Genomic DNA, 18,676 nt, shown 5'->3' on the forward strand with positions numbered 1-18,676 from the left:
AAACCTCCCGCGCCTTTTTACATGTAATTAGTGAAAAAAAGAAGAATAAATAGAAAGAAAAAGAAGAAATCTAATAATATTTACTATTGGTTAACTGCACTAATCATTATTATCTCTTTGGCATTACTATCTAAATTTATGATCAAGATTTACAATGATTTTTTAAAAGATAACAACAACAATCATAACTTACTAAATTCTAGAAAAATATCCGAAGAAAAAAAAATTAATTCCATACTCAAAGAATATCAAAATTGCCTATTTGGTATTGACATAAGTAAACATCAAGGGAAAATTAATTGGGATAGTATTCACTCTATCAATTCAAATTATCCTATTACATTTGTTTTTGTACGAGCGACTCAAGGAATATACAAGAAAGATAATTTTTTTGATAGTAATTGGAATAATTTAAAGGCTAAAAAATTTATCAAAGGAGCTTATCATTATTACAATCCTGATCAAAACTCTTCTGAGCAAGCAAAAAATTTTATTAAAACTGTTCATTTAGAACAAGGTGATTTACCTCCTGTCCTAGATATTGAAGAATTGCCTAAAAATCAATCATTAGAACTTCTAAAAAAAGGCATTATGAATTGGCTTAGATTGATTGAAAATGAGTATAAAATCAAGCCTATTATCTATTCTAACGATGCTTACTTTATCCATCACATTAAAGATTTAAATCTAGATAACTATCCTATATGGGTTGCCAATTACAATCCTATTAAATATCCTTTACACACTAGATGGTCTTTTTGGCAATTCTCTGAAAAGGGAATTATTCCAGGAATCACATATAATTTTGTAGATTTAAATGTTTTTAATGGAGATATTAATAAATTGAATTCTTTAAGAGTAAAATAAAAAAATCTGATATTTTCAAATTTTTTTATTTCACTAAAGTATATGAATTACTGCAACTTAAACTCTAACAGCGCATCATCATCTTTCATAAATGTTAAAGTGTTATTTTCAATCTTAACTAAATTTGCTTGATCAAGATTAGTTACAAACCCAGATTCATTATTTTTATTATCACAGAACATACGCGTAGTTATAACTTGGCTAATATCTAAATGATTCTCTTCATCTAATAGATATGAACCTGAATAGCGATTACATCCTGAGTTTCCCGAAACTCTTTTTTTCAATACATCAAAAGATAAAGTGGGTAGATTATCAAAAACATTTTTAGCATCTTCTCCGTCAATTTTCTGTAAAACCCAAACTTGATTCTCTTGAATTTGAGCATTTACAGGATTTATCTTTTCTACTCTCATATTTTTTTCAACACTTACGTTGTTAGAACTACAACTGAAAGAAAATAAAAAAACTGACAATAATAAGGATAAACTTAAAATTTTAATATTCATTTTATAATTTTTATAATTCGGTTGTTTAACACAAAAAAGTTGCCAAAAGAACTATTATCCGCTATAAATATTTATTTAAAAGCTATAACACTTGACTTTAGGGTTAACCATATTGTATATTTGCAACTTAAATTAAAAATTTAATAATGAAAACTTCAGATTTTGACTTTAAATTGCCCCCAGAACTTTTAGCTGAACGACCTTCTGAAAATAGAGATGAGTCTAGGCTAATGGTTGTTCATAAAAATTCAGGACAAATTGAACATAAATTGTTTAAAGACGTTATTGATTATTTTGATGAGGGGGATGTGTTTATTTTAAACAATACTAAAGTCTTTCCTGCACGCTTATATGGGAATAAAGAAAAAACTGGGGCACAAATTGAAGTTTTTTTATTACGTGAATTAGATGCTGAATCTAGGATCTGGGATGTTTTGGTAGATCCTGCAAGAAAGATTCGCATAGGAAATAAATTATTTTTTACTGATGATGATAGTTTAGTTGCTGAAGTTATTGATAATACAACCTCTAGAGGTAGAACTTTACGATTTTTATTCGACGGTTCTTATGAAGAATTTAGAATAAAATTGAAGGAATTAGGTGAAACACCACTACCAAAATATATTAAACGTAAACCAGATGCGGAAGATATTGAAAGATACCAAACTATATATGCAAAAAATGAGGGAGCAGTAGCGGCTCCTACTGCCGGGTTACACTTTTCTAAACATTTATTAAAACGTTTAGAGATTAAGGGAATTGATTTTGCTGAGATAACCTTACACGTAGGTTTAGGAACTTTCGCTTCAGTAGAGGTTGAAGATCTTTCTAAACACAAAATGGAAAGTGAACAAGTATCAATTTCAGAAAAAACTTGTGAAATTGTAAACCATGCCATTGAAAACAAGCGTAGAGTATGTGCAGTAGGAACAACTTCTATGCGAGCCATTGAAACCTCTGTATCTGCAAATAATCGACTAAATCCGTACGTTGGATGGACCAATAAATTTATTTTTCCTCCTTACGATTTTGGAATCGCAAATTGTATGATCACTAACTTTCATACGCCTAAGTCTACTTTAATGATGATGATCTCTGCCTTTGCAGGTTACGATTTAGTTATGAAAGCTTACAAGGAAGCGGTAAATGAGGGGTATAAATTTTATTCTTATGGAGATGCTATGTTAATTATTTAAATTAAATAGTTATAAAATTTGGATATAAAGAAAAAAGATATTAGAGCCTTAAGTTTAGAAGAACTTAAGGCTTATTTTTCCTCTATTAAAGAACCTGCGTTTAGAGCCAAACAGGTTTATGATTGGTTATGGAATAAAAATACACATTCACTTTCTGAAATGACCAATTTATCAAAATCTTTAAGAGAAAAATTGGAAAGCAATTTTATAATTAATCCAGCAAAAGTACATTCATTTCAAAAATCTGTTGACGGGACTATTAAAAATGCTGTAAAACTTTACGATGGCAATATTGTTGAATCGGTTCTAATACCCACTTCTAAGAGAACTACTGCATGTATATCTTCTCAGGTTGGTTGTAGCTTAGATTGTACATTTTGTGCCACAGCTCAACTTGAAAGAATGAGGAATCTAACAGCCTCTGAGATTGTTGATCAAGTAAATTTAATTAATAAACAAAGTGCTGAATACCATCATAAACCGCTTTCAAATATAGTTTTTATGGGTATGGGAGAACCTCTTCTAAATTACAATTCCGTCATAAATGCTATACAAAAAATCACAGATCTAAAAGGACTAGGTATGTCACCCAGACGAATTACTCTTTCAACTTCAGGCATTCCTAAAATGATTGTTAAATTGGCAGATGAAAATTTAAAAATTAAGCTAGCTCTTTCCTTACATTCTGCTATTGAAGAAAAGAGAAATAAGCTAATGCCTTTTAGTTTAAAATTCCCTTTAAAAGATATTTTAGAGTCTTTAAAATATTGGTATGCACAAACAAAAAGTAGAATTACTTTTGAATATATTATTTGGGCAGGCATTAACGATTCAGATGAGGATATAAAAGCATTAGTAATGTTTTGCAAACAAGTGCCTTCTAAAGTAAATTTAATCCAATATAACTCCATTGACGATGGAATATATTCACAGGCAAGTAATCTAGCCGTTGAAAAATATATTCAGCACTTAGAAAAAAATAATATTATTGCTAAAATAAGAAAAAGTCGAGGACAAGATATTGATGCTGCCTGTGGTCAATTAGCAAATAAACATTGATTAGAAAAATTTCCTTAACCTCAAAATAAAATATTTTTGATAATGTATATATGCAAATAAAAGAGTTTTAATTTCCTATAAGTAAAATTAAAATTTGATAACTCTTACCAAAATTTAACTAAAATTAATAGAAATATTTTTTAACTTTTATTTAACGTTTTTCATCTTACTAAAAACAGATAAAACTTATTACTTTTGTAATAAATAGTTGCCTTTTATACAGCAACTTTTTTTTAAAAGAATTATTATAATAATAAAAAAACATTTATGTCATTTAAAGCACGATTAGAAGTTGGAGGTAAAAAGTATAATATTTTAAATATTAATTATTCTTTATCCCAAGAAACTGACCCTACAGGTCGCCCATCCTCACAAACTAGAGGTGGAAGAATTGAAATTACTATAGAATCAACTGGAGATACTGATATTTTTGAGTGGATGACTAATAGTTTTGAAAGAAAAGATGGTTCTGTAATTTTCATAAAAAGAGATTCTGATGCCACTTTAAAACAATTAGATTTCACTGATGGATATGTTGTTAAATATCGTGAAAATTTTGATTCTATTGGAAGAAGCCCATTAAAAGAAACTTTCTTAATATCTGCAAAAACTATTAAAGTAGGAACTGGAGAACATGTTAACGATTGGGTTTAAAACTTATTAAATTTCATCAATTAATAAAATAAAAAAAGGAGCTTTACCTCAAGCTTCTTTTTTTATTTTATTAAAAATTATATGCCCTTAATTGGACTACTTATAAAACTTTTTACTAACTGTTCCGTTTTAAACTTAGATTTTTCTAGATTATCATTAATTACAAGTGAATCAAAATTTTTCGCATAAAGCAACTCTTCGTCAGCTTTTTGAATTCTTTTCTTTAATGACTCTTCATTTTCAGTATTTCTTAGTCTTAATCGCTCTTCAAGTACTTTTAAGGATGGAGGAGCTATAAATATAGCTAAAGCCTTATTTTTAAACTCATTTTTTAAATTTATTCCTCCTTTAACATCAATGTCAAAAATTACATGTTTCCCTAAACTCCATAATCTTTCAATTTCAGAGTTTAATGTTCCATAAAATTGATTATTATAAACCTCTTCATATTCAATAAATTCATTATTTTCTATTTTACGCTCGAATTCATCTTTAGAAATAAAATAATAATCTTCTCCTTCTTTTTCATTGTCTCTCTTCTCTCTGGTTGTACAAGATACAGAGAAGGAAAGATTTGGAATTATAGATAATAAATATTTTACAATAGTTGTTTTACCAGCACCTGAAGGCGCAGATAAAATTATTAATTTCCCTTCCACTTTTTTCCCTGGTAGCAATTGGGTTAAATCTAAAGCATCATTGCCTGGTTTATGGTACACTAACCCCATATCTATAATATATTATTGGTTTGTTCTTTTATTTTTTCAAGCTCATCTTTCATCAAAACTACTAATTTTTGTATTATGGAATGATTGGCTTTAGAACCAATTGTATTAATTTCTCTACCCATTTCTTGAGCTATAAATCCTAACTTTTTGCCTATTGGATCTTTTTCATTTAGCATCTGCATAAAATATTTGCAGTGCTGCTGTAATCTAACTTTCTCTTCACTAATATCTAATTTTTCAATATAATACACCAACTCCTGATGAAATCTTTGTTCATCATATTGAACTTTTATTTCATCTAACTGTTTAATTAATTTTTGAGTAACTATCTCTATTCTTTCTTTCTCATATTTTTCAATCTCTTTTACAGAATTTAAAATATTGAGAATATAAATATTAAGAATTTCATTTAATGATTGACCTTCTTCTTTTCTAAAATCATCAAGTTTTAATAAGGCAGTTTTAATACTTATTACAACCTGTTCCCATTCATCTTCGGATATTTCTAATTCTTCTCTATTTAAAAACACTTCGGGCATCCTCACAGCCATCTTTAAATATTCTGCTTGGGAAACTTCCATCTGAAGTGTTTCCAGATCTTTTATATAATTTTTTATAGTATTTATATTAAGCTTGGGATTACTATCTTCGTCAGCATTTTCAATATTCATGGAAAAATCCACTTTCCCTCTAAAGACATGATCTGCTATAATTTTTCTTATCTCTAGTTCTTTACATTTATATCGAGTAGGTATTTTAACATAAAGATCAAGTGTTTTACTATTAAGTGTCTTAATTTCAGTAGATATTTTACAATTTCCCTCACTAACTTCTGACTTCCCATAGCCAGTCATAGATTTTATCATATTAATTTCCTTAAAATTATAGAAATTTTATTTATACAGTTTTTTTTAATTCAATGATAGTAATTTCAGGCCAAATACCTACTCTCCCTGAAAATCCTAAATATCCAAATCCCCTATTTACATATAAATATCTATCCTTTTCCTTATAAAGATCCGCCCATTTAGGATATCTATATTTTACAGGAGACCATTTGGCTATTCCTGGAATTTCAACTCCAAATTGCATACCGTGTGTATGTCCTGATAAGGTTAAATGAATTTTTTTATAATAGGTTTTTACATGAGCATCAAAATGAGAAGGATCGTGAGATAACAAAATATTAAAATCTCCATCTTTTATATTTTTTGAAGCCAATTCTAAATCTCCGTCCTTCGGAAAATTACCTTCTCCCCAGTTTTTTACTCCTATAATATTTATATAACTTTTTTCTTTTTTTATTTGCAATGACTCATTTTTAAGCAATTGCCAATTTATCTCTTCATGAAATTCTTGTATCTTATTTATGTTTTCCTGTTGCTTTTTAACATTATCTACACCATAAGCATAAATCCCATAGTCATGATTACCAAGTATTGATATTTTCCCGTCTTTAGCTTTAATTTTTTTTAACAACGGCAACCAAGGTTTTAATTCTTCTGCATAGTTATTCACAGAATCTCCAGTGAAGAAAAAAATATCTGGATTTTCTTCATTTAGCATCTGAATTCCTCTTTCAATCTTTTTATAATCTTCAATATTAAAACTTCCCATATGAATATCAGAAAGTTGTGCTACCTTATATCCATCAAATTCTTCTGGCAAATCATCAAAATAAATAATTTTTCTTCTAATTCTATAATCAAATTTACCCCAAATAATTCCCTCTATCACTCCTAAAAAAGGAATAGATGCTATACCCAATCCTATTAAGCTAACTGCTTTTCTTCTTTGAGGTAAATATTTAATACTAGATTTTTCTTTAAGATTCTTTCCATTCAAATAAAACTGATTGAATAAAAATTTTAAAATTCTAAAAATGTCTTCAAGGAAAAGTATAAATGCAAAAAGAAGTTTAGGTATATATATAATAATAAATAATCCTATTAAAAATTGTATTTGAAATTTATTATTTCTGTTTATTTGATAAAAACTTACAGTAATAAAGAAAAGAAGAGTGAAAGATATAATTGTGCATACATACTGTATTTTTTTATTTTTAAATAAAACTTTTATTCCTTGATACGAATAATACTCAACTATTAATAAAAAAATAGCTAATACTGCAAGGAAATTTTTCACAATTAATTGTTATGGCATTCTATATAGAATTGCATTTATATTCATTCCTGCTCCTACTGAAGCAAATATTACTAAATCATTTGATTTAAATGTTTGATTCAGAAAATTTCCTTTTGCCATCATATCATACATGGTAGGAATTGTTGCAACTGATGAGTTTCCAAATTTTTGAATCGTCATTGGTGCAATTCCCTCAGGAATAGAACTAATAGGTAATCCATAAAGTCTAAATAATCTTTGCAACATGGCATGATCCATCTTGGCATTTGCTTGATGTAGCAATACTTTATTTATATCTGTTATGGTATATCCCGCATCATCAATAACTTTTTTTATTGCTTGAGGAACATATTTTAATGCATACTCATAAATTTTCCTACCTCTCATTCTTATATTGGCTCTAGAGCCAACGTATTCTGGATTTAGTGATTTATCTGTAGTTAAATAGAATACTTCTTCTCCATTGTCAGATCTTGTGTAATGATTTAATATACCTATAGGCTCATCACTTTTTTCTCTCCCTTCTAATACAACGCCAGCGGCTCCATCAGAAAATATCATGCAATTTCTATCAAACGGATCGACACTTCTAGAAAGAGTTTCTGAACCTATGACTAAAATCTTTTTAGCAATACCTGCTTTTATAAATTGATCTGCTAAAATAACCCCTTCATTCCAACCCGGACATCCAAAAACCATATCGTAGGGTTTACACTGCGTATTTTTAATTCCTAATTTTTGTTTAGTTAAAGCAGATATAGATGGGGTTATTCTAACTTGTCTCTCATCTGAATCAATATTACCAAAATTATGTGCTACAATTATATAATCCAATTCCTCCTTATCAATCCCCGCATTTTCAATAGCCAACTTCCCTGCTTCTGCAGCTAAATCTGAATTCATTACAGAATCATCTTCTATATAGCGCCTTTCTGTAATCTCAGTAATATCTGCAAATTTTTGGATAATCTCACTGGTTGATTTTACTAAAGGTTCCCTATTTTCATCAAAAAAAGTGATTTGTTCAAAACTACTATTGGGAACAATTTTGTTGGGCAAATAAGATCCTGAGCCTGTTATGATACTTTGTAACATATATTTTTTTGCTATTGATTTTATTACTCTTAACTAACAATTTTGCAAATTTATATAATTCTAACTAATTAATCTAAGTTGCATTTTAAAATTTTATTGTAAAGCTTTAATAATAGTTTTAGAAAGAATAATTACATACCAAACAAACATTTATTATTTCAGAATGAAAAACAAAACAAATTAATTTTATTTTAATATTTAATTTATTGCTTTATAAATTTATGTTTATCCTTGCCAAGGGAGGAATATGTGATTAAGATATATACCCCCTTAGATAAAAATGAGGTGTCAACTTTATTATCAAAAATTGACTGTTTACTAACTAATTTCCCATTTATATCATAAATTTCAATATCATTTACTTTTTGCTTGGTATTAATAAATAATTGATCTTTAACAGGATTAGGATATATAGAATTTGAAGTTATTAAAGATTGTATTTCTTCTTTATCTGGATTATTAACAGTAACACTAGGATTATCTTTATCCTCTTCCTGAGGTAAATCATCCTTATAATATGGCTCACAATCAGAAGTAATTTTTGCGTTAAATTTATTTAAATTAGGAAAAATATTGGATACATCTTGATTAAAATAAGTTAACTCTTCGGGATCAACGCATATAAATTCTAAATAATTTTGAAATATACCTGGAATTAATTTATTTTCTTCATCAATCCAAAGATCTAAAACTTTATTTTTAATATTTAGTTTTCTTAAATCTATTTTATTTGAAGTCATTGAAATAGGCTTAAAAAATTTTATTTTTTGATTCTTAGTTAAATCTAATTCTGATAGGTTACTTTCAGAAGTAATTAATTCTTCTAAGTCTAAGTTTTGTGTAAGATCAATCGTCTTAATTGCAGTTCTGGAAAGATTAAGTTTGGTTAAATTAACTAATTTTTTAACCTCTAAATCCTCCAAACTTTTATTGCCACTTAAATCTAATTGTTTTAGATGCTCATTCAAATTTATTGATCTCAGATAAAAATTATTAGAAGCATTTAATTTTGATAAATTTCCTAAATTAGAAACATCTAAGATGCTTAATCTATTTTTTGAACAATCAAGATATTCAAGTTTAGGTAGATTGAAAAGATTCAATTTATGTAAACCAGCCAGACCTGTTGTTTCTCCCATACTTAGTAGGGTTGTTCTTAAATTAACAAGATTAGGCAAGTTATTAATTGTAATACTTTTATTCACATTTTTAGAATCCTCATCTAAATCCGAAATAGAATAAGTATCTATATCCAAATCTATTATTTTAGGAAGATCTTCCAAATAAAGCTGTGAGGTAAATCTTATTTCTAATTCAGCTAGATTAGGAAGATTTTTTAAATGTATATTTTCGCCATAAGTGTTTAATTTTTTTAAACTTATAGCATTTTCAATTACTGCGTTTGACGCCTCAATCTCTTCCACATTGGGTGCTTGTGAAATATCTAAAAAATCAAATAATTGAAAATAATGTGCTATTTTTAATTTAGGCATGACCTGTGGGAATTTTATGCCTATTCCTCCATTCCTTAGATCATTCTGACCATAAAATTCTTTTAGATTAATTAATCCCGATAAATCTATAAAATAAAATGGTTTAGATGGAACTACAGCAGAAACATATGTACCTGCACAATTAATTATTTCAATGTTAGAAAAAAATTTTAATTCTTCTGTTGAAAAATCATTAATATTTGGTGGAGATAAACTCCACATATTTTGAACATCTACATATAAATAAAATACGTTTAATGCTTCCTCATAGGAAATTTCCCCATCTCCATTACTATCAATTGCTATACTATTACCTTTAGCATCTTTAGCTATTTTATTCTCAGAGCTAGAGGATAATAAATATTGCTTTAAAGGTAGATATGAAAAATCAATATTCTGCGCCTTTAAGTTAAATATGTTTACAAATAAAAAGGCTGATAAAGTATAGAGTTTAAAATTCATTTGTTAGTTTTTGTTCAAATTTAAGAAAAAAAACCTTTATTTTTCAATAAAGGTTTTTTTCTTACAGCTTTTCTTTTATTTTATTTTCAATTTCTTCTAACAATTCTGGATTGTCTTTTAATAATTGCTTGACTGCATCTCTTCCTTGTCCTAATTTTGTGTCTTGGTAACTAAACCAAGAACCTGATTTTCCGACAATTCCCATTTCAACACCTAAGTCTAATACCTCTCCAACTTTAGATATTCCTTCTCCATACATTACATCAAACTCTGCTTGACGAAAAGGTGGAGCAACTTTATTTTTTACTACTTTTACTTTTACTCTGCTCCCTATAGCATTATCTCCATCTTTTATTGGGCTTCCTGACTTACGTATATCCATACGCACAGAGGCGTAAAATTTTAGTGCATTTCCCCCGGTTGTAGTTTCTGGATTGCCAAACATTACCCCTATTTTTTCTCTTAACTGATTGATAAAGATTACGGTACATTTAGTTTTACTTATAGTTCCAGTAAGTTTTCTTAATGCTTGCGACATTAAACGAGCGTGTAATCCCATTTTAGAGTCTCCCATCTCACCCTCAATTTCAGCTCGTGGCGTTAGGGCTGCAACAGAATCAACTACCACAATATCTATAGCGCCGGAACGAATTAAATTATCAGCAATTTCCAATGCTTGCTCACCATCATCGGGCTGTGAAATTATTAATTCATCTAAATTTACACCTAGTTTTTGCGCGTAGGTCGGATCAAAGGCGTGTTCTGCATCTATAAATGCTGCTACTCCCCCTTTTTTTTGCGCTTCTGCTATTGCATGTAAGGTTAGTGTAGTTTTTCCTGAAGATTCAGGTCCAAAAATTTCAATTACTCTCCCTCTTGGATAACCACCAACCCCTAAAGCTAAATCAATTCCAAAGGAACCTGTAGGAATCACATCTACCTCTTCTACGGGTTTATCTCCCATACGCATAACAGCTCCTTTTCCGTAGGTTTTGTCCAATTTGTCCAAAATTAGATTTAATGCTTTTTTCTTTGCTTCAGAACTATTGGTATCTTTATTTTCTTTTTCTGCCATTTTATTTTACTTTTATATAAATTTTTACTTCCCCAGAAGGTTCATATTTTTCAAAATCATAAGTATAAGCTCTGCTTAATTTGCTCTCTTCTTCTAATTTCCAATTTTTTTACCAAGTTTGATATATACCTTCTCCATCGGGTTTATCTACTATAAATATTTTGTAATTCTCTTCTGATAAATTGAGCACGCCTACTTTATTCTCAATCATTATACTTAAAGTGTAATCTCCTTGGTAATTAGAATCGTATTCATGATAAACTCCATAAATATTATCTTGATAACCAGAATCTTTAATTTTAGGAATTGAATTACTCCAAATCGCTTGTATTTTTTTAAGAATTTCAGGATCATTAAAATTATTGGTTCTAATGCTTTCAACAATGGATAAATTCATTCTTTAATTTTCTTTTAATATTTGTTCTGCGTGGTCTTTGGTTTTTACTTTTGTGATAACATTTGTAATCAGACCTTTTTCATCTATCAAAAACGTGTATCTTAAAATTCCATCGTATTCTCTACCCATAAATTTTTTCTTTCCCCAAGCTCCAAAAGCTTGTATTATTTTTTTATCTGTATCCGCAATTAAGGGGAATGGAAAGGAAAATTTTTCATGAAAAGATTTTTGCTTTTCTACAGGATCTGCACTAATACCAATGATCTCATATCCTTTTGCTTGCAAAGCTTGATAATTATCTCTTAAACTACAGCTTTCGGCCGTACAACCTGGGGTATTGGCTTTTGGATAAAAATAAACTACTAATTTTTCGCCTTGGTAATCTGAATATCTTATCTGCTTCCCTTCTTGATCTATACCTACAAAATCTGGTACTTTATCTCCAATTTCTAACATATGATTAGGTTTACTAATGTTTATATTGTAAATATATTTATAAAAAAAGGAATAATAAAACAATTTCTATTATTCCTTTTTACAATTAAATTTAATATCTAAACGCCAATCCTGCTCCCCATTTCCATTCACTATCGTAATAAGCTGCAATTGAAAAGTTTTTACTAATAATATAGCGAGCTCTGGTTGTAAATCCTAAATGACTATCTAGAGATAAATCTAGCCGAGTTCTTGGTGTTAAAGCTATATCTTCTTTTTCTAATTTTATTTTAAGTTCTCCGTTAACAGGAGAAACACTCGCATCTAATAGCACTCGCATAGGCAGCAAATATCTAAATCCTATGGCTAAATTGTTGATTGTTTCTTTATTATACTTTTGTCCAAATATATTTTTTTCTCTACCTGCTGTCGTATATGAAAAGGAATATCCTATATAAGGCATAAACCATTGCATTTTACCTATATAACGACCTACCCTTGCTTCTACTTCATAACCGGGGTTGTCCTTGTATGCCAATTTCCACTCTGCCTGTAAAAGTGCCCATCGGCTATTTTCAATTCTTAATTTCCCCGTATTTCCTTTATTACTTATTTCATTCATTACAGCCAATCGTTCCATATTTCCCATCATTTTAGAAAACATTTTCCAATCGTGTTCTCCTCCATGTGAACGTGAAACTTGTGTTGAATCTTGAGTGCTAAATACTCTTCCCATTCCAGACATCATATGATATAGAATGTGACAATGAAAAATCCAATCTCCTGTTTCGTCTGCTTCAAATTCAATCACGTTTTTTTCCATTGGCATAATATCCATGGTATGTTTTAAGGGGGAATATTCTCCTTGACCGTTTAATATTCTAAAGAAATGCCCATGCAAATGCAAAGGATGTCTCATCATTGAGTTATTAACAAAGGTGATTCTTAATTTTTCTCCTTTTTTCACAACAATTTTATCCGTTTCTGATAGGTTTCTATTATTAAAAGACCAAACATATCTTTCCATATTTCCATTTAATTCTAAATACATTTCTCTTACAGGCCCTTCTTTTAAATTGGTGGGTTCTGTAGATTTTAGCATAGAATAATTTAAGGTTACAGGATTTTGTGAATTATTTTTTTCCAACTTATCGATCGACATTGAATGAGATGTATGTTCATGTTCAGTCATTGTAGTTGTTGAACTATACTGTCCTTGATCTTCAGGCGATTGTTCTTCGAAATCTTTTTTCATATGCGTATGCGATTGATGTTCATGCTGACCATTGTGTGATGATTCTGGCATATTCATATGGCTTGAATGGTCTTCTTCTTTATTCAAATGCATATCTTGGTTTTCTTTAGAGACTTCTTTCTCTTTCATATGCATGGAAGGATCGTGATGTTTTAGATTTTGTATTTCCGGATACATAACTTGATTCATATCCATCGTTTGGTAACTCATTTTCATCCCCATATTATCTAAGTTTCCATTCATCTTCATCATATCATTCATCATTTTCATTCCTTCAAAGTATTTTAGTGGCTCTAATCTTTTCATACTTTGTTTATGATTTCCATTTCCTATCCATAAAGAAGCTGTGCGAATTCTATCTTCGGTGGTCGCTAATAATTCATAGGAAGTATCTACCTCTGGTATTTCTATAATTACATCGTAAGTTTCTCCATTTCCAATTATAAACCGATCCACTTCAACTGGATGCACATCTTTACCATCTGCGGCAATTACCTGCATTTTTCCTCCGGAATACTGAACCCAAAAATACGAGGAAGAACCTCCGTTAATAATTCTTAATTTTACTTTATTCCCCTTGTATTCTTTAAAGAAGTCCTCTTCTTTTCCATTAATATGTACTTGATCGTAATAAACATCACTAACATCCATGGCAGTCATCCTTTTCCATTCATTTTTAAGCTTGGTGCCTAAATATCCTTGTGCTATGGCTTCTGAATAACTTTGGGTTACTCCTTTTTGTACCTTATTTTTTTGTATGGCTGCCCAATCATCATGAAAATATAATCTTCTTAAAACTCCTTTCGATCGAGAATTTGTCCAATCGCTTAAAAGTACTGTATATTCTGGAAGGTTGTCTATTTTGTCTTTTTTATCTATAATAAAGGCTCCGTATAAACCGTCTTGTTCTTGTAAGCCGGTATGTGAATGATACCAATAAGTTCCATTTTGTATGATTGGAAATTTATACACCATGGTTTCTCCTGCTTTTATAGGCGGTGAGGTAAGATGATCTACTCCGTCATACTGATTGGGTAATAATAACCCGTGCCAGTGCATAAGGGTTTCTTTATTTTTTAGTTTATTATGTACAGATATTACTGCTGTATCTCCTTCCGTAAAATGAAGAGTAGGCATAGGTATTTGTCCATTCACCGCTAGGGCTTTTTTCTTTTTACCACCAATATGGGTAATTGTATCTGTTACATACAAATCATACTTAACTATTTTTTGTGCTTTTATATGGGTAATACCTATTAATATAAAATTAATTAGTACTAATTTTTCTATTATTTTCATCCATTAATTCTTAAAGATTTTTTAAAAAAGTATACATTCCAATAATTCAGATCATTGGAATTCTTTATAAGTTTACTATTAGTTAAAGAATTAAATGAATTGAGGTGGCACCCAATTTACTGAGGTATACGATTGATACGTAAAGAAAGTATTAAACTTTATTAAGGGTAGATACGTCTTATTTAAATTATATTTTTCTATACTAGGCTCGTTGAAAAACAATTGTAATTTTATAAAAGAGGGTGCACATAAAATATCACAACAATTTTTTTTATTCTTTGTTTCTTTGCAATTCTGTTTATTATGATGATTGCACTTATCTCTACAACAACTATGAGTTTTGGAATTATTACTAAAGTTTTTATTTTGCCCATGAATTCCATGGGCTAATAAGTGAGGTGTTTGAAATACTACCCCTATAGTGATAAGAATTACGATAATTTTTTTCCCAATCATACGTATAAACAAAGATACAAAAAATTAAATTTTTAATTATATCAATAGTTCGTCATAATTCTTTACAACTTTATATCCTTTACCTCTAAAATATTGTTCTGAATTATCTGTTTTTTCAGCCATTATAAAATCTCCTCCCCAAGCCCCTAAACTTTTTATGAAACCCGGATAATCTGAAAATAATTTCTCTTTTATTGTAGGTATTTCGATGAATTTTGAAATATAGTTTTCGTGCTGGATTATTTGATAGGCAAATTCTTCATACCTAATTTTAGAAGTAATTATTTGTTCTGTAATCTCTGAAATTGCCTCCACCAATGCTTGAGATTTTTCTTTTTGTCTGTAATGTTGAATTCCTTCTCTTGAGTTTTGCTTGTTATTAAGATATACAAAAATAATTCTATCTGATATTTCTGAAGGGAAATAAACATCCCTTACAATAGGTTCTTTTTCTTTTTGCAACCTATAGGTAATTGGGTTTTCAGCATTTGCGCATGCAATATCATAGCCACTACCTCCAAAAGTCTGGGATAAAAGTTTATACGGATCCACTTTTGTCCATTTAGCAATATTATTAATTAGCGTTGAGCTTGTGCCTAATCCCCAATTTTCAGGAAATTCTAAATGTGTTTCACATTCAAAACTAGAGTTTTCTTGAAAAATTTTTGAACCTAATTTTTTTACTTCAAGAAAAATTTTCAATAATTTTAAAGCTATATCTGGTTGATTCGTCTTTACAACTTGCTCTGTATATATATCCAAAATACAGTTAAACCATAGCTCCCCATTATGCTTATAAGCTAGCCAAGTTATTTGGTTATTTTCCTTAGTAACTGGATGAATCTGCAATGTTTGTCCTACTTGCGTTGGAACTGCTAGAGCTAAAGCACCGTCTAAGACGGCGTACTCTCCGGTTAATAGTAATTTTCCTCTGCTCTTAAATGTTTTTATTGAATCCAATTTTTTTTGAATTAATTATTTAACCTATATGTTTTTATAACTACTTTAACTGCTATTTTTAGGCGTACAATTTTAACAATATATATATATCAATGAATTATACCAAAACTAAAAAATAGTCTTTGAATTACTTATTGCAAATATTTACTAAAAGAATCATCTAAAATTTTTGGTATACTTACTCTTCCTTTAACTACAGATACCACTTCGGCTCTGGCTTCTGAACAAAGTTTTAAATCTGATTTTCTAATAATTTTCTGATTAAAAAAATATCGGATTCCTTGTTTTTCTAAAGATTCAATGGTACATATAAATTGATTTCCTCCCTGTAATGAAGCTATATATTTCACAAAGATGCTTATTAATACTAAGTCTGTACCTTGGGTATGAAGCTCATAAAAATTTAAACCTTCTTTTTCTAAGAATTCATGTCGTGCTACTTCGTAATAATGTTGATAATTTGCATTGTTTACAATTCCTTGCGCATCACATTCATAATCTCTTACCTTCATTTCTAGTTGGAATATTGAACTATTCATTATTATTATTTTTTAAAATTTGTTTTTAAGTAAATAGGTACCAAAGAATTCCTATGTTTAAACGAAAATCTGTATAAGGGTTTAAAGGAGTACTATAAAAATCATATCCTGATAGACTTGAATTAAAATGTTGCGCTTCAAAAATAAACAACATTCTTTTTACTTTAAAGTGTATAAATAGGTCTAGCAATGGATATTCTCCGATTCTATAATTTTCTGTTCCTGATTGTAATTTAAATTCATTGGTCACAGGAAAAAACATTCTGGATTTAAACTTTGAAAAGTAATATGCATTTATCCCTGCTTGAACCTCAGCCTTTTCTTTAAAAATTTTGGACTGGTAATAGAAAGTTGCTCTTCCTATAAATTCTGGCAAGGGCAATATTTCTTTATTTCTAGTGACATTTTGATAAGCTAAAGCGGTTTCTAAATGAAATTTTTTATACTGAAAAGAATTTTTTAACCCTATTTGTGCTAGGTTAACAGAAGTACTGGACTGCTTAGGAGCATATTCATCATCTAAATACGTATAATTGTCTATGTTAAAAAACTGAACTGTAAATCTTGTATTAAATGGCTTCATTCTTAAAGCTCCCCCCATCTGTATAGTTGTTTCATTTTCTGGGTTTTCTATAAAATAGTTAAATTGTTTATAAAAACTTTGATTGTATAATAAATTTATGGATGGAATTTGTGATTTAACCCCCAAATTAGCTTCTATAAAATATCCTTTAAATGGTTGTAAGGTTAATCTATTATTGATATAGTATGAGTTGTTAAATTGATTTCCGGTTAGGGCTTCTCCTTGAGAAGTTAAAACGATACCCTTATTCCAATTAAAGGTTAAATTTCCAGCTACTCCAATTCTATCATCCTTAATCTTTTCAGGAATAGTTGTTGTTGCTGGATCCATTAAACGATCAAAATTAAACTCTAAATGCTCATATTTTACTCCCGCTTCTAAATGCAATCGATCGCTTAAATCTAAGACTGCCATCGTTTGATTTGAAAATTTCCTAAATTCTTTAGTGTTATAATGTTCTGCTAGATTACTGCCTCCATACATATTTTCTACTGATGAATAATATGTATTTAATGTTTTTAGTTCTTCATAGGTATAATGCATGGTCTCATATGAAAAAATATTTTTAATTGAGGCCACGTAGGTATTTTCTTTTGACGGCACAAGTCCGAATTGTTGGGCTAAATAAAATCTTCTTTGCTCATATTTAGAGTATGCATCTGTTAAATTCACTTGTAATCGATTTCTACTTGTAAATCTTGAATCTCCATCTTCAAAATTTTTAGGATTTTGTATACCTCCATTTTCTTCGTTATTAGCGTTTGTTATTAAATAATGTGCCCAAAACTTATATCTTAGATTTTTAGTATGATAATTTGTGGTAACTAAAAAAGTATTGTTGGAGGCTAATTGGTCTAAATACTTACCCTCTGACCGAAGTCCTTTATATTGTATGGAATAGTTAAATTGTGAATTTATATTATGTGTAAACATGGTGGATAATGAATGTCCTTGTTTGTACCCGTTGTTATATTGAAATTCTGTCATTGGGGTTTTAACATCGTAATATCTAACCTGGTCAACATCTAATAGATTGTATGATTTCCCTTGGGGTATAAGTGAAATGGAAGAATTAATATTTGTGTTGTATAATAAGGGATTAAATGCTTCTCCTATATTAGAAAAGGGAATGGTTCCAAAATCATCTTTATGATTATACATTCTATTTTTATAATACTTATCTATAGTTAAAACTGTATCAAATATAGATTTAGGAGTATCCTCTGTCCAGTATTGATAGGAATATATAGTTGGGTTTAAATTTTTAAGTGTATCAATTTTCGCTGGATCTGAACTTTTATTTGTTGAAATATCTATTGCCTGTTCTTCTCTTTGAGAATATATTAAACTCGTTATCAGCAAACTTGCTACTAGTAATAATAATTTTATTTTTATCATTTATGGGTATATGCTCTTTGCAAATATAAAAATAAAAAGCTGGCAACTAAGCCAGCTAAAACTATCGATCG

General features: G+C 29.2%; 18 protein-coding genes. 4 read left to right on the forward strand and 14 right to left on the reverse strand.

Translation table 11 applies throughout. From position 1 onward, the window contains the following. The first annotated feature begins 30 nt into the window (after positions 1-30). A complete protein-coding gene (locus ETU10_RS02040; RefSeq protein ID WP_146309532.1) occupies positions 31-867 on the forward strand; it encodes a GH25 family lysozyme in 837 nt (278 codons plus the stop codon). A gap of 47 nt (positions 868-914) precedes the next feature. Here the strand turns inward: ETU10_RS02040 and ETU10_RS02045 are convergent, their stop codons facing one another. Further along, the gene (locus ETU10_RS02045; protein ID WP_146309533.1) at positions 915-1,376 is read right to left on the reverse strand and encodes an META domain-containing protein; all 462 of its coding nucleotides are present in this window, start codon (positions 1,374-1,376) and stop codon (positions 915-917) included. A gap of 146 nt (positions 1,377-1,522) precedes the next feature. On the opposite strand from ETU10_RS02045, the gene queA reads away from it, so the two are divergent. The 3 genes from queA to tssD all read left to right on the forward strand — a co-directional run bounded on the left by queA (position 1,523) and on the right by tssD (position 4,285). Beyond that, entirely contained in the window at positions 1,523-2,572 is a 1,050-nt protein-coding gene (gene queA, locus ETU10_RS02050) for a tRNA preQ1(34) S-adenosylmethionine ribosyltransferase-isomerase QueA (RefSeq protein WP_146309534.1), read from the forward strand. A gap of 18 nt (positions 2,573-2,590) precedes the next feature. After that, a complete protein-coding gene (gene rlmN, locus ETU10_RS02055; RefSeq protein ID WP_146309535.1) occupies positions 2,591-3,631 on the forward strand; it encodes a 23S rRNA (adenine(2503)-C(2))-methyltransferase RlmN in 1,041 nt (346 codons plus the stop codon). 267 nt (positions 3,632-3,898) lie between these two features. Then, entirely contained in the window at positions 3,899-4,285 is a 387-nt protein-coding gene (tssD, locus tag ETU10_RS02060) for a type VI secretion system tube protein TssD (RefSeq protein ID WP_146261511.1), read from the forward strand. A 77-nt stretch (positions 4,286-4,362) separates the two neighbouring features. Here the strand turns inward: tssD and gmk are convergent, their stop codons facing one another. From gmk to ETU10_RS02125, 13 genes are all read right to left on the reverse strand, one after another. Beyond that, the gene (gmk, locus tag ETU10_RS02065) at positions 4,363-5,013 is read right to left on the reverse strand and encodes a guanylate kinase (protein ID WP_146309536.1); all 651 of its coding nucleotides are present in this window, start codon (positions 5,011-5,013) and stop codon (positions 4,363-4,365) included. A gap of 2 nt (positions 5,014-5,015) precedes the next feature. Continuing rightward, positions 5,016-5,879, reverse strand: coding sequence for a YicC/YloC family endoribonuclease (locus ETU10_RS02070; protein ID WP_146309537.1), 864 nt, complete (start codon positions 5,877-5,879; stop codon positions 5,016-5,018). A gap of 31 nt (positions 5,880-5,910) precedes the next feature. Beyond that, complete coding sequence (locus ETU10_RS02075; RefSeq protein WP_246118407.1) at positions 5,911-6,858, reverse strand: metallophosphoesterase; 948 nt, start codon at positions 6,856-6,858, stop codon at positions 5,911-5,913. A 309-nt stretch (positions 6,859-7,167) separates the two neighbouring features. Then, a complete protein-coding gene (locus tag ETU10_RS02080) occupies positions 7,168-8,253 on the reverse strand; it encodes a 3-oxoacyl-ACP synthase III family protein (protein WP_146309539.1) in 1,086 nt (361 codons plus the stop codon). Positions 8,254-8,456: 203 nt separating this feature from the next. Further along, positions 8,457-10,208 carry a T9SS type A sorting domain-containing protein gene (locus ETU10_RS02085; protein WP_146309540.1) on the reverse strand — a complete coding sequence of 584 codons (1,752 nt, stop codon included), beginning with the start codon at positions 10,206-10,208 and terminating at the stop codon, positions 8,457-8,459. Between the two features lie 61 nt (positions 10,209-10,269). Further along, positions 10,270-11,283 (reverse strand): recombinase RecA, encoded by a 1,014-nt coding sequence (gene recA, locus ETU10_RS02090; RefSeq protein ID WP_146309541.1) that lies wholly within the window; start codon positions 11,281-11,283, stop codon positions 10,270-10,272. Positions 11,284-11,392: 109 nt separating this feature from the next. Next, positions 11,393-11,680, reverse strand: coding sequence for a hypothetical protein (locus ETU10_RS02095; protein ID WP_221410357.1), 288 nt, complete (start codon positions 11,678-11,680; stop codon positions 11,393-11,395). A 3-nt stretch (positions 11,681-11,683) separates the two neighbouring features. Beyond that, positions 11,684-12,136, reverse strand: a complete 453-nt coding sequence (gene bcp / locus ETU10_RS02100) for a thioredoxin-dependent thiol peroxidase (RefSeq protein ID WP_146309542.1) — start codon at positions 12,134-12,136, stop codon at positions 11,684-11,686. Positions 12,137-12,227: 91 nt separating this feature from the next. Then, complete coding sequence (locus tag ETU10_RS02105) at positions 12,228-14,669, reverse strand: multicopper oxidase domain-containing protein (RefSeq protein ID WP_146309543.1); 2,442 nt, start codon at positions 14,667-14,669, stop codon at positions 12,228-12,230. Between the two features lie 90 nt (positions 14,670-14,759). Continuing rightward, on the reverse strand, positions 14,760-15,125 hold the full coding sequence (locus ETU10_RS02110; protein ID WP_146309544.1) for a hypothetical protein: 366 nt from the start codon (positions 15,123-15,125) through the stop codon (positions 14,760-14,762). A gap of 36 nt (positions 15,126-15,161) precedes the next feature. Beyond that, positions 15,162-16,085 (reverse strand): GYDIA family GHMP kinase, encoded by a 924-nt coding sequence (locus tag ETU10_RS02115; RefSeq protein ID WP_146309545.1) that lies wholly within the window; start codon positions 16,083-16,085, stop codon positions 15,162-15,164. A 131-nt stretch (positions 16,086-16,216) separates the two neighbouring features. Beyond that, complete coding sequence (locus ETU10_RS02120) at positions 16,217-16,624, reverse strand: acyl-CoA thioesterase (RefSeq protein ID WP_146309546.1); 408 nt, start codon at positions 16,622-16,624, stop codon at positions 16,217-16,219. 25 nt (positions 16,625-16,649) lie between these two features. Next, positions 16,650-18,605: a putative porin gene (locus ETU10_RS02125; protein ID WP_146309547.1), complete on the reverse strand. Its 1,956-nt coding sequence runs from the start codon at positions 18,603-18,605 to the stop codon at positions 16,650-16,652. Positions 18,606-18,676 lie beyond the last annotated feature (71 nt).

Source organism: Apibacter muscae, from assembly GCF_007845595.1.
Classification (GTDB): domain Bacteria; phylum Bacteroidota; class Bacteroidia; order Flavobacteriales; family Weeksellaceae; genus Apibacter; species Apibacter muscae.